The sequence below is a fragment of the Asticcacaulis sp. genome, from assembly GCA_024707255.1.
GTDB lineage: Bacteria > Pseudomonadota > Alphaproteobacteria > Caulobacterales > Caulobacteraceae > Asticcacaulis.
On record JANQAC010000001.1, the window covers coordinates 296,431 to 308,473 of the forward strand.

Here is a 12,043-nt window from a genome sequence, read left to right on the forward strand (position 1 = left end):
CAAATGGTGGACAGCGCCGAGGTTCAAAAACTGGTGGCTGTCCTGCCCGGCGCGATCGATGACTCCACCCCCGACCGTCTCATCTTCTCCGTCAGAGAACGCGGCTTCGCCTGGACCTTCATGCAGCGCGATACGCCGAAGCAGAAACGCTGGCCGAACCGCGACGTACTGGCCGTAAGCTGCTCGCTCGATCACAAAGAACTGCTGATCGAAGCCGCGCCGCACATCTTCTTCGACGATGCCCATTATCGCGGTTACCCGGCTGTTCTCGTTCGCCTGCCCGCAATCAGTGCTGACGAACTGGCCAACCTGCTCGCAAGGGCCCATGCCATGCAGTCGAACAAGCCTCCGAAGCGAAAGCGGCCACGGCAAGAAAGCCAATAATTGTCAAACAACATCCAATTTGCGAAATTCACAACACAATATAGTGCATATTTATCGAGTATTCAGAAAAGCAACCCGTTACCGCATAAAGGAACCGACGCTAAAATCTACAAATTATTCATACTTTAAACATAGCCTCCTCCGATCAGGGAGCGGCAAACACAATAAGTCCACTTTAAAAACGGACACGGCCATCTCCAGGTAAAAAGTAAAGGCGTACCAGTTCCGCGTTGAGACCCGGAGAGGCCAATGTCTAATATTCGTGATCTGCTTGAGTATATCAAGGCGGTTGACCGCCTGCATGTCGCTGTCGGTCTGAATGGCCGCACCCAGTTAAACAAGGATTTCGAGCGTTTTCGCTCCATGCCGGGGACGGTGACGGTGTCGGAATATCTATCCAAACGCGTCCGCCCCTACCTGCCGGCCGGCGCGACCGTGGGCATTTACGATCCGGCGGGACGCCTGGTTGGCATGACCGCCCTGCTCGAAAATATCCGCATTCCGGACGCTGCCCCCATTTCCCAGAGGCGATAAAAGCGGCGACAGCAAAAAAAATGCGCCGGACTTCATATCCGGCGCCTTTCGCAATCATATCAATCAGACTGTCGGACTGATCCGTATCATCACCACGCCGTGCGGCGCGACTTCGGCGCTGTAGCTGCCTTTGATGCTCTTTTTCACCGCCTTGGACCAGAGATCCTTGACGCTGCCCTTGAGACCAGGCGCCCATTGCAGGGCATCCCAATCCACCGAAATTGTCTTTGCTTCCGCGCCACGGTTAAAAAGAACCACGGCGCGATCGCCACCCGCCAGCGGACGCACCCAAACCTCAGTATCGCCATTTTGAGCGACACGGCGCGCCTGCTGACCGAGCGTGTCCTGATCCACAGCGATGACGTCTTTGTTGGTCAGGATATCGAGCGTCGCCTTATCCATATTCGACAGGTCGTTACCGGCGATCAAAGGGGCGGCCAGCATGGCCCACAGCGAGAAGTGCGAGCGGTATTCGATATCTGTCATGCCGCCATTGCCGACTTCCAGCATATCGGGATCGTTCCAGTGGTTCGGGCCGGAATTGGCCCAGAGATTGGCATTATGATCGAGAATCCACAGGAAGGAATGGCTATAGCCTTCGTCCTTGTCCCATGAATCGCGGATATCGCCGGTGGTCCGCCACAGATGACTAAGCGGCGCCGCCCATTCTTCCGGCTTGTTATCGCCCCATTCGCAAATGGAAAAGACGATATCGCGCCCTGATGCCCGCAGCGCCTTCGCCATAACGGTATAGGAAGAATTGGCATCGCTTGAGCCGGTATAGCACCAGTCGACCTTCACGTAATCGACGCCCCATGAGGCCCAGGTACGTGCATCCTGGAATTCATAACCCCGGCTGCCCGGACGGCCGCCGCAGGTCTTGGCGCCGATATCGGAATAGAGACCGAACTTGAGCCCTTTTGAATGGACGTAATCGGCCAGGGCCTTGATGCCCGAAGGGAACCGCTCCGGATCGGCCTGGATGGTGCCATCAGCCGCGCGATCCTTCTGCCAGCAGTCGTCGATGACCACATACTGGTAGCCGGCCTCCTTCATGCCGGAAGACGCCATGGCGTCGGCCACACCGCGAATCTTGGCCTCGTCTATATTGCAGGCGAACTTGTTCCATGAATTCCATCCCATCGGCGGAGTCAGGGCAATGGCGGGCTTGGGCGCCTCCAGGCCAAGCGTTTCGTGGGCCATGGCAGCGCCGCCCCAAAACGGGCTCAACAGACAAGCGGCCGCCACTATCGGCTTAAGCCCCCGCAGGCATTGTTCGATATCCATTTTGTCTCTCCCTTACGGCGGTTATCTTCGCGCCTGGGAGGGAAATAAATATGACAATTCATCGAATGGCAAGCGCCGCACGTCACATAAATAAAACAATTTTTATTATTCAGCCGCGACCAACCCGGCCTAATTTCGGATGAGGCTATTATTTTTTAATGTCTTTTCCGTAGGGAAAGATCATCAAATTTTTATGACGGGCATGGAAATCTGCCTTACAAGACTTGCCGTAAACCGGACAGACCTCTAACCTGCGCGGATAGTTCGGCGCGTTGAGCCCATCATTGATTTCCAAATCCACAATGGATTAAGCCCCTTTCCTCCTGAGGTTCTTTTGACTCATAAACGCGTTCGTAAAGCCGTGATCCCTGTCGCGGGTCTGGGTACCCGCGTACTGCCCGGCACCAAGGTTGTTCCCAAGGAACTGTTGAATGTTGTCGATCGTCCGATCCTGTCCTATGTCGTCGCCGAAGCGCGGGCTGCCGGGATCGAGCATTTTGTCTTCGTAACCGGCCGCTCGAAAGGCGCCATCGAGGACTATTTCGATCATCAGGTCGAGCTTGAAGCGCAACTCGCTGCCAAACAGAAGACAGCGATCCTGAATGAACTGCTCGCCGAACTGCCCAAGGCTGGCGAAATGAGCTTTGTCCGCCAAATGCAGCCGCATGGCCTCGGCCACGCCGTCTGGTGCGCACGCGATATCATTGGCGACGAGCCCTTCGCCGTCATTCTGCCCGACATGGTGATGGATGCCGAGGTCTCGGCGCTCAAGCAGGCGATCAATGCCTATGATGAGGTCGGCGGCAATATCATCGTCGTCGAACCCGTACCGCATGACCAGACGCATCAGTATGGCGTGGTCGCCATCGAAGCCAAAGGCGGCCGGCTCAATAAGATGACCGGCATGGTCGAAAAGCCCGCACCGGGCACAGCGCCCTCCAATCTGATCGTTTCCGGCCGCTACATCCTCCAGCCGGAAATCTTCGACCTGCTGGCCTCACAGGAAAAGGGTGCCGGCGGCGAGATCCAGCTCACCGACTCGATGTTCCGCCTGATGGAAACGCAAGGCTTCCATGCGCTGGAATATGACGGCGTCACCTATGACTGCGGCGACAAGATCGGCCTGCTGCGCGCCAATGTCGCCCTGGCCCTGAGACATCCAGAGCTGGGCGAAGCCGCCCGCACCGCCCTGGCGCCTTTCTTTCAATAAGCGTTCGCCTTAATCAAGGCACTTTGAATTTTTACTTATTCATGTGGCATAGGAGCGCTCTCCCCTGCCGACATCCGAGGACACGCCTAGAATGACCCTGCTGCCTAAGGCCGATATCGCCGAGAATACCTACGAATACGAAACCCAGGCCAAGGTAAAGGCCACGGGCTTCCGCGAATATGATGCGCGCTGGGTTTTCGGCAAGGAAATCAACCTGCTCGGCATCCAGGCCCTGGGCCTCGGCCTCGGCACCTATATCCATGAGCGCGGCGTGACGCCCAAGCTGGTGACCGGCCATGACTTCCGCTCCTATTCGACCAATATCAAGAACGCCCTGATCCTCGGCCTGATGCAGGCCGGCATCGAGGTCATCGATATCGGTTTGTGCCTGTCGCCTATCGCCTATTTCGCCCAGTTTGATCAGGATGCGCCCTGCGTCGCCATGGTCACCGCCTCGCACAATGACAATGGCTGGACCGGCGTCAAGATGGGCTGCCAGGCGCCGCTGACCTTCGGGCCGGAAGAAATGGGTCGCCTCAAGGAGATCGTGCTCGGCGGTCTCGGTGTGGAGCGTCCCGGCGGCAGCCTGAAGCGCGTCGAAGGCGTGCAGCAGCGCTACATGGACGACATCTCCTCAAAGCTGCAACTGAAGCGCAAGCTGAAGGTCATCTGCGCCTGCGGCAACGGCACGGCCGGCGCCTTTGCCCCGCAGACCCTGCGCGCGATGGGCGCCGAGGTCATCGAACTCGACACCAACCTCGACTCGACCTTCCCGAAGTACAATCCGAACCCGGAAGACCACGAAATGCTGGTCGACATGGCCAAGGCCGTGAAGGAGCACAATGCCGACGTGGCCCTGGGCTTCGACGGCGACGGCGACCGCTGCGGCGTGGTCGATAACGAGGGCAACGAGATCTTCGCTGACAAGATCGGCCTGATGCTGGCCCGCGACCTGTCGGAAATCTACAAGAACGCCACCTTCGTGGTCGATGTGAAATCGACCGGCCTCTACGCCACCGATGAGGTGCTGAAGAAGAATGGCGCCAAGACGGTCTACTGGAAGACTGGTCACTCCTACATCAAGCGCAAGACCGACGAATTGAAGGCCCTGGCCGGTTTCGAGAAGTCGGGTCACTTCTTCCTGGCCCCGCCGATCGGCCGCGGCTATGACGACGGTCTGAAGGCGGCGGAAGCCATCCCGCCATGCTCGACCGCAATCCGGGCAAGAGCCTGTCGGAATTGAAGAACGCCCTGCCGGTCGCCTGGACCTCGCTCACCATGAGCCCGCACTGCGCCGACGAGATCAAGTACCAGATCCTGGAAAAGATCGTGAAGGAGTATGAGGACCTACTGGCTGCCGGCGGTTCGATCCTCGGCCGCAAGGTCACCGAGGTCATCACGGTCAACGGCGCCCGCGTCCATCTCGAAGACGGCTCCTGGGTGCTGGTCCGCGCCTCGTCGAACAAGCCGGAACTGGTGGTCGTGGTCGAATCCCTGCGTTCGGAAGACGACATGCGCGACCTGTTCCGCAAGGAAGTGAAGCCGCGCCTGGCCAAGTATCCGGAAATCACCGACTACAATCAGGAAATCTAGGCAGGTCGTTGAGTGGCCGTCACCGATATCGCCACCCGCACCTATGACCATAACTGGCGGCTCGATCCGATCGTCCGCAGCCTGCTCGATACTGATTTCTACAAGCTGCTGATGCTGCAAATGATCCGGCACCTGTACCCACAGGTGCCGGTGACCTTCTCCGTCATCAATCGCAATCACAGTATCCGCCTGGCCGAGGAGATCGATGAGGCCGAACTGCGCGCCCAGCTCGACCATGCCCGCACGGTGCGCTTTACGCCGAAGGAACTGATCTGGCTGGCGGGCAACACTTTCTACGGCAAGACTCAGATGTTCAGCCCGGACTTCATCGCCTGGCTGAAGGAGTTCCAATTACCGGAGTACGACCTGCGCAAGGTCGATGGCCAGTATGAGCTGCACTTCCATGGTCCATGGACACATACCACCCTGTGGGAAATCCCCGCGCTGACCATCATCAACGAACTGCGCTCGCGCGCCGCCCTGCGCGGCCGGGGCCGGTTCGCGTTCGATGTCCTCTATGCCCGCGCCAAGGCGAAACTGTGGGGCAAGGTCGAGCACCTGCAGGCCCTGCCCGACCTGGTGATTTCCGATTTCGGCACCCGCCGCCGGCATTCCTTTCTGTGGCAGCGCTGGTGTGTCGAAGCGCTGAAAGAAGGCCTGGGTAAGCGCTTTATCGGCACCTCCAATGTGCTGCTGGCGATGGATAATGACCTCGAAGCCATCGGCACCAATGCCCACGAACTGCCGATGGTGGCCGCCGCCCTGGCCGACAGCGACGCTGAGGTCGCTGCCGCGCCGTATCGTGTGCTGGAAGACTGGCGCGCACACTACGACAGCAACCTGTTGATCGCCCTGCCCGATGCTTTCGGCACGACTGCCTTTCTAGAGCGGGCGCCGAACTGGCTGGCGGAGTGGACAGGTTTTCGTCCGGACAGCGCACCACCCATCGCCGCTGGCGAGCAGATCATCGGCTGGTGGCAATCCAAAGGCGTCGATCCGAAATCGAAGCTGCTGATCTTTTCCGACGGCATGGATATCGACAGCATAGAAGCCACCTACCGCCATTTCCACGGCCGGGTGCGGATGAGCTTCGGCTGGGGCACCAATCTGACCAATGATTTCCGTGACTGTGCGCCGTTTGAAACCGACCGGCTGGATGCCATTTCACTGGTCTGCAAGGTAACCGAGGCCGATGGCCGCCCGGCGGTCAAGCTGTCCGACAATCCCGAAAAGGCGACCGGCGATCCGGCCGAAATTGCCCGCTACCTGCGCATCTTCGGCAACGAAGGACGCCAAGCCGCGGCGGTTAAGGTCTGATCTTTCCTTATTGTTATTACGTGTTAATGTGAGCGCTAACACATAGTAACAAGACGAGGAAATGCACATGAAGGCCCTGACCTGCCTGATCGCGTGCCTGCTATCGGCCTCTCCTGCCTTGGCCGCTGATCCGGTGCGGCCGCCAATCACCGGCATCTCCCATATCGCCCTCTATGCCGCCGACGCCGAAAAGAGCGACGCCTTCTACGCTCATGATCTCGGCGCCACCAAGGGCAACGATCCCGAAAATACCGGCGGCACACGCTATTATTTCTCTCCGGCGCAGTTCGTTGAAATCCTGCCCCTGCCCGCCAGCGCCTCCAAGAACCGGCTGGACCACGTCGCCTTCGCAACCCAGGATGCGGAAGCTCTGCGCACATATCTGGCCAGCCGCAAGATAGCCGTGCCCGCCAAGGTCAACAAAGGCAGTGACGGCAGCCTGTGGTTCGCCGTAAGTGATCCGGAAGGCAACCGCGTCGAGTTCGTCCAGGCGCCGACTGCTCTGGCCGATGTGCCGGCCAATCCCTTGTCCAGCCACATCATCCATGTCGGTTTCATAGTCCATGACCGGTCGCGCGAGGACGCCTTTTACCGCGAGATCCTTGGCTTTCGTCCCTACTGGTTCGGCGGCACCCATGCCGATAAACCCTCCTGGGTCAGCCAGCAGGTGCCCAACGGCACCGACTGGCTGGAATATATGCTGGTCGATGGCCCCGAGACCACCGGCATCCCCGCCGATATGAGCCAACAGACCGCTGGCGTGCTCAATCACTTTTCACTAGGCGTCCCCAATACGCGCGACACCTATACGGTTTTGTGGAATGGCGACCGCCTCAAGGACCAGGACGGCACACCCAAGATCGGTCTCGACGCCAAGTGGCAGCTCAACCTGATCGATCCGGATGGCACCCGCGCTGAGATCATGGAGTTCCATGCCATTGGCAAACCCTGCTGCTCGCCCTTTACCGCTTCAGATCCAGAAAAATAGAGGAGGTCCGGTCATGACCGGTTTTCGCATTGACCGCCGCAGTCTTCTGGTTGGCGCCGGCGGCTTGCCGCTGATCGCCTCCGCCGCCGGCGCGGCGACTCCAAAGGCGCAAGGCCAGCCGCTCGCCGGCAAGTTAAACCTGCCTGATCCACCGAAAGAACGGATGCGCTGGGCCGTGGTCGGCCTTGGCAGCTTCGCCATCGGCCAGATGATGCCGGGCTTCGTCGCTTCCAGCCATGCCCGGATGACCGCGTTCGTTTCCGGCAGTCCGGACAAGGCCCGCGATCTCGGCGCGCGCTACGGCGTCAGCAAATTTTATGATTACAGCACTTTCGACCGGATCGCAGACGACAAGGACATAGACGCCGTCTATATCGCCTTGCCCGTGGCGCTGCACGCCGAATATACCATCCGCGCCCTGAAGGCCGGCAAGCACGTGCTGTGCGAAAAGCCGATGGCCTCCACGGTCGCGGAATGCGAGGCGATGATCGCCGCCGCCCGTGCCTCCAACCGCCAGCTCGGCATTGCTTACCGCGTCCATTTTGAACCGAACAATGCCGATGCCATCAAACGCCTGCGCGCCGGCGAGATCGGCAACCTGCGCTATTTTTCCGGCGAAGCGGGGTTTGTCGTCAATCCGGACTATCCGCCGCACAAATGGCGTCTGCAAAAGGCCCTGGCCGGCGGCGGATCGATGTACGATATCGGCATCTATGCGCTGAATGCGGCGCTATGGGCGGTTGATGAAGCGCCGGTATCGGTGTCGGCTGTTTATTCAACGCCGGCGAATGATCCGCGCTTCAAGGAGGTCGAGGGTGGTGTCGAATGGCGCCTGCGCTTCCCCTCCGGTATCAGCGCGCAAGGCGCCTCGTCCTATTGCTGGACCTACGCCACGCGCCAGCGCTTCTTTGGCGCTCAGGGCAGCATCAGCATGGACCCGGCTTCCGATTACACCCAGATCAACACGACGATGCAGCACGCCGACCTGACGCCGGTGACGCTCCGCGCCGGCAATCCGGCTGTGCAGTTCAGCGCCCAGATCGACGCCTTCTGTATGGCCGCCGCCGCCAACCAGCCGCACCTGACGCCTGGCGAAATGGGCCTGCGCGATATCCGTATGATTCAGGCGATTTACCAGAGCGCCGATGCCGATGGTCAGATTGTGAGGCTATAGACGGCAGATCTGGTAAAGCACGATGCCACTGGTGGTGGCCACGTTCAGGCTGTCAAAGCCGCCGTGCATGTCGATCCGCACGGTGGTGCAGGCGGCCATGATGTCATCGGAAAGCCCTGCCCCTTCGGCACCGAACAGCAGGGCCGAACGCGCGGCCGGCTGAACCTGGTCCAGCGTCACCGTGCCTGACGGGCTGAGCGCATAGGGCGTCAGGTCGAGCCGCCGCAAGGTGCCGATCAGGTCATCGACGCGGTAGTGCGGCACTTCCAGCGCACCCCCGACGCTGACACGGATGGCCTTGCGGTACAGCGGATCGCAGCAGGTGGCGTCCAGCACCACCGCATCAACGCCAAAGGCCGCCGCATTGCGCATCAACCCGCCCATATTGTCGGTATTGGCAATGCCGGAGAGCACCAGCACGCGCGCCCTTTCACCAGCTACCGTTTCTTCAAGTGACAAAGGCGACGCATAGCGGCCGAGCGCCAGATAGCCACGATGGATCGGAAAACCGGCCACCACATCCATCACCGCCTGCGGCACCACATAGACCGGCGCCTCAGGCAAACGCACCAAGCCGGCCAGTCGCTCCGGCGTGGTCAGAACGCTGACCGTTTCCGCCAGCCTTGAGGTAAACAACCGCTCCAGCACCACCTTGCCTTCGGCCATAAACAGTCCGTCGCGGCCGGTCAGGTCGCGGTCCTTGACGTTACGATACAGGTTGAGGCGTGAATCCTGCGGATCGTTGATCTCTATAATCATCTGGGCTTTCGAGCGCGGCGCGGGTCTTGGGCAGGCATTGCGGATAGGTGTCCTGAATGAAGCGGATCATCTGCTCGCGGACGAAACAGCGCAGATCCCAGGCGGTGGGCGAATTGGCGGCACTGACCAGGATGCGTATCTTGATGACATCCTTGTCGCAGTCAGTCACCTGCACGACCTGAACCTGCTTATCCCATAGCCTGGTCGTCTCCAGCAAGGCCACCAGTTTTTCGCGCAAGGGGTCAATCGGCAGGGTGTAATCGGCATACAGTTCCACCGTGCCGATGATGCTGGCCGAGGTTCGGGTCCAGTTCTGGAAGGGCTTCTCGATGAAATAGCTGATCGGCAGCACCAGCCGGCGCAAGTCCCACAGGCGGATAATGACATATGTCAGGGTGATTTCCTCCACCCAGCCCCATTCGTTTTCCACCACCACGGCGTCTTCCAGGCGGATCGGCTGGGTGAAGGCGATCTGGATGCCGGCCAGCAGATTGCCGAGAGTCTTTTGTGCCGCGAAACCGATGGCCAGCCCCGCCACGCCGGCTGAGGCCAGAAGACTAACACCCAGGCCGCGCAGGGTATCGAACATCAGGAAGACCGCCGCCAGGGCCAGCAGGAAGACGATGAAATTGGCGATGCTCTTGACCACCACGATCTGGGTGCGGATACGGCGGGCGCGCAGATTATCAGCGACCGTTATGTCATAGCGCCGGGATACCGCCACCGTGACGATGTCGATGATGCGCATGGCCAGCCAGTACAGAAGGGCCACGCTGGCCACCTTGACAGTACCGGATACAACCGGCGTCAGCATGACTTCCGGCGCCACCGCCCGGATAGCGATGAAGACCGCCAGCACCGGCGTGACGATATAGAGCGGCGTGGCCAGGCGCGCCAGATTGATGTGGCGGGATAACTGCGGGTTACACTTGGCTAGCCATTTTGCCAGACTCATCAGCAGGCGGCCGGCAACCGCACCGGCAATAGCCGCGGCCACGGCAATCAGTATCAGGCGTAAGCCATCGGGCAGATAAATCGGCAGATCGAACATGGAGGCTCCTTTTTATAGCTGTTTCCTCCGCCCATCCCCCTTTAAGTCAACAAGCCGGGGGCCGCCGGGTCAACCCCGCCGCCTTCACGATTGCCCTCACCCCTGCGTGAACACGGCTTGCCTTTGGCTGGAATCCGGCATATTGTGATCACAATTCGTCAGAATACCCCGGCAGCCGCGTAGAGTACTGGCTGTGGACCTCGTCGCGCTTTTGTCATTTCCATTCGCGCTCTGGCTGGTGTCTGATCCCGACTGAACAATAAGCCATAAAGACGATTCACATGTCACACGACAGCTATATGAAGTCCAAGAACAAGCGCAAGATCGTGTTTGCCAAGCGCGGCGCTAAGGATCTTGAGGAGGCCACCGCCTGGCTGGCCAGCCAGAATATCGAGGAAATCGAGTGCATGGTGCCCGATCTCGCCGGCGTGGCGCGCGGCAAGATCATGCCCTCCAAGAAGTTCCTCAACACCCCCTACATGAACCTGCCGCTGGCGGTTTTCTACCAGACCATCACCGGCGACTATCCGGATCTCGAAGGCGTGGTCGGCACGGTGCAATCCGATACCGACATCTTCCTGCGGCCTGATTTCCGCACCCTGGCCGCCGTGCCATGGGCACACGACCCGACCGCCCAGGTCATTCACGATGCCTTCCATCCTGATGGACGCCCGGTTGAGGAAAGCCCGCGCCAGGTGCTGCGTCGCGTTCTCGGCTTCTATGAAGCCAAGGGCTGGAAGCCGGTCATCGCGCCGGAACTGGAATTTTATCTCGTCGAGAAGAACACCGACCCGGACTATCCGCTCAAGCCGCCCATCGGTCGCTCAGGCAGACCGGAAACCGGCCGCCAGGGCTATTCGATCTCGGCGGTCAATGAATTCGACGCGCTGTTCGAGGACATGTACGAATATTCCGAAAGTCAGGGTCTGGAAATCGACACCCTGATCCACGAATCCGGCGTGGCGCAGATGGAAATCAACCTGTTGCACGGCGATCCGCTCGAACTGGCGGACCAGGTGCTGATGTTCAAGCGCACCATCAAAGAAACCTCGCTGGAGCACGACATCTACGCCACCTTCATGGCCAAGCCGATGGCCAATGAACCCGGCTCAGCCATGCACATCCACCAGTCGATCGTCGATGCGGAAACCGGGCAGAATCTGTTTTCCAATCCGGAAACCGGTGAGCCGACCCCGGCCTTCTTCCACTTCATCGCCGGCCAGCAGAAATACATGCCCGCCATCACCTCGCTGCTGGCGCCCTATGTCAATTCCTACCGCCGTCTGGCCAAAGGTTCCGGCGCCCCGGTCAATACGCAATGGGGCTATGACAACCGCACGGCCGGCCTCCGCGTGCCGCCGTCCAATCCGGGCAACCGCCGGCTGGAAAACCGCATTCCGTCCTCCGACGCCAACCCGTACCCGGCGATCGCCGCGGTACTGGCTTCCGGCTATCTCGGCATGATCGAAAAGCTGACCCCCGCCGATCCGGTAGACAAGGACGCCTCCACCCTGCCGCAGGGCGACCTGCCCTATTCGCTGGTTCAGGCCATCATTAAGCTGGAACGCGCCCAGCCGATCATCGACATCATGGGACCGCAGTTCGTCACCGCCTACTCGCGGGTCAAGCTGCATGAATACGAGACCTTCATGCAGACGATCAGCCCGTGGGAACGCGAATTCCTGCTGCTGAACGTGTAGGATTTCATGGGGGAAACGCCTTTCCCCCATGTGCCCCCTTCCAGTC

At 59.9% G+C, this 12,043-nt stretch carries 10 protein-coding genes and 1 pseudogene; 8 read left to right on the forward strand and 3 right to left on the reverse strand.

Annotated elements, in window-relative coordinates:
- Positions 1 to 3 precede the first annotated feature (3 nt).
- Together NVV72_01460 and NVV72_01465 are read left to right on the forward strand one after the other, a co-directional pair.
- A complete protein-coding gene (locus NVV72_01460; GenBank protein ID MCR6658055.1) occupies positions 4 to 384 on the forward strand; it encodes an MmcQ/YjbR family DNA-binding protein in 381 nt (126 codons plus the stop codon).
- A 249-nt stretch (positions 385 to 633) separates the two neighbouring features.
- Positions 634 to 918 carry a hypothetical protein gene (locus tag NVV72_01465; protein MCR6658056.1) on the forward strand — a complete coding sequence of 95 codons (285 nt, stop codon included), beginning with the start codon at positions 634 to 636 and terminating at the stop codon, positions 916 to 918.
- Between the two features lie 63 nt (positions 919 to 981).
- On the opposite strand, the gene NVV72_01470 is transcribed toward NVV72_01465, so the two are convergent.
- Positions 982 to 2,121 carry a glycoside hydrolase family 27 protein gene (locus tag NVV72_01470; protein MCR6658057.1) on the reverse strand — a complete coding sequence of 380 codons (1,140 nt, stop codon included), beginning with the start codon at positions 2,119 to 2,121 and terminating at the stop codon, positions 982 to 984.
- A 418-nt stretch (positions 2,122 to 2,539) separates the two neighbouring features.
- Here NVV72_01470 and NVV72_01475 point away from each other — a divergent pair, with 418 nt between their 5' ends.
- From NVV72_01475 to NVV72_01495, 5 genes and pseudogenes are all read left to right on the forward strand, one after another.
- Positions 2,540 to 3,415 (forward strand): UTP--glucose-1-phosphate uridylyltransferase, encoded by an 876-nt coding sequence (locus tag NVV72_01475; GenBank protein MCR6658058.1) that lies wholly within the window; start codon positions 2,540 to 2,542, stop codon positions 3,413 to 3,415.
- 91 nt (positions 3,416 to 3,506) lie between these two features.
- A pseudogene (locus NVV72_01480) lies at positions 3,507 to 5,008 on the forward strand (phosphomannomutase/phosphoglucomutase).
- 12 nt (positions 5,009 to 5,020) lie between these two features.
- Complete coding sequence (pncB, locus tag NVV72_01485; GenBank protein MCR6658059.1) at positions 5,021 to 6,325, forward strand: nicotinate phosphoribosyltransferase; 1,305 nt, start codon at positions 5,021 to 5,023, stop codon at positions 6,323 to 6,325.
- Positions 6,326 to 6,392: 67 nt separating this feature from the next.
- The gene (locus NVV72_01490; protein MCR6658060.1) at positions 6,393 to 7,313 is read left to right on the forward strand and encodes a VOC family protein; all 921 of its coding nucleotides are present in this window, start codon (positions 6,393 to 6,395) and stop codon (positions 7,311 to 7,313) included.
- Positions 7,314 to 7,326: 13 nt separating this feature from the next.
- Positions 7,327 to 8,487, forward strand: a complete 1,161-nt coding sequence (locus NVV72_01495; protein MCR6658061.1) for a Gfo/Idh/MocA family oxidoreductase — start codon at positions 7,327 to 7,329, stop codon at positions 8,485 to 8,487.
- On the opposite strand, the gene NVV72_01500 is transcribed toward NVV72_01495, so the two are convergent.
- Positions 8,482 to 9,246, reverse strand: a complete 765-nt coding sequence (locus NVV72_01500; GenBank protein ID MCR6658062.1) for an RNA methyltransferase — start codon at positions 9,244 to 9,246, stop codon at positions 8,482 to 8,484. The two genes, NVV72_01495 and NVV72_01500, sit on opposite strands and share 6 nt — an antisense overlap.
- The gene (locus NVV72_01505; protein ID MCR6658063.1) at positions 9,194 to 10,297 is read right to left on the reverse strand and encodes a mechanosensitive ion channel family protein; all 1,104 of its coding nucleotides are present in this window, start codon (positions 10,295 to 10,297) and stop codon (positions 9,194 to 9,196) included. Before NVV72_01505 ends, NVV72_01500 begins: the two co-directional genes overlap by 53 nt.
- Before the next feature lie 299 nt (positions 10,298 to 10,596).
- Here NVV72_01505 and NVV72_01510 point away from each other — a divergent pair, with 299 nt between their 5' ends.
- The gene (locus NVV72_01510; GenBank protein ID MCR6658064.1) at positions 10,597 to 11,997 is read left to right on the forward strand and encodes a glutamine synthetase family protein; all 1,401 of its coding nucleotides are present in this window, start codon (positions 10,597 to 10,599) and stop codon (positions 11,995 to 11,997) included.
- Positions 11,998 to 12,043 lie beyond the last annotated feature (46 nt).

Bases quoted from the DNA above. Each gene is read 5' to 3' on its own strand.
- NVV72_01460 (MCR6658055.1), top strand. From the start codon at position 4: ATGGTGGACAGCGCCGAGGTTCAAAAACTGGTGGCTGTCCTGCCCGGC.
- NVV72_01465 (MCR6658056.1), top strand. From the start codon at position 634: ATGTCTAATATTCGTGATCTGCTTGAGTATATCAAGGCGGTTGACCGC.
- NVV72_01470 (MCR6658057.1), bottom strand. From the start codon at position 2,121: ATGGCCCACGAAACGCTTGGCCTGGAGGCGCCCAAGCCCGCCATTGCC.
- NVV72_01490 (MCR6658060.1), top strand. From the start codon at position 6,393: ATGAAGGCCCTGACCTGCCTGATCGCGTGCCTGCTATCGGCCTCTCCT.
- NVV72_01495 (MCR6658061.1), top strand. From the start codon at position 7,327: ATGACCGGTTTTCGCATTGACCGCCGCAGTCTTCTGGTTGGCGCCGGC.
- NVV72_01500 (MCR6658062.1), bottom strand. From the start codon at position 9,246: ATGATTATAGAGATCAACGATCCGCAGGATTCACGCCTCAACCTGTAT.
- NVV72_01505 (MCR6658063.1), bottom strand. From the start codon at position 10,297: ATGTTCGATCTGCCGATTTATCTGCCCGATGGCTTACGCCTGATACTG.
- NVV72_01510 (MCR6658064.1), top strand. From the start codon at position 10,597: ATGAAGTCCAAGAACAAGCGCAAGATCGTGTTTGCCAAGCGCGGCGCT.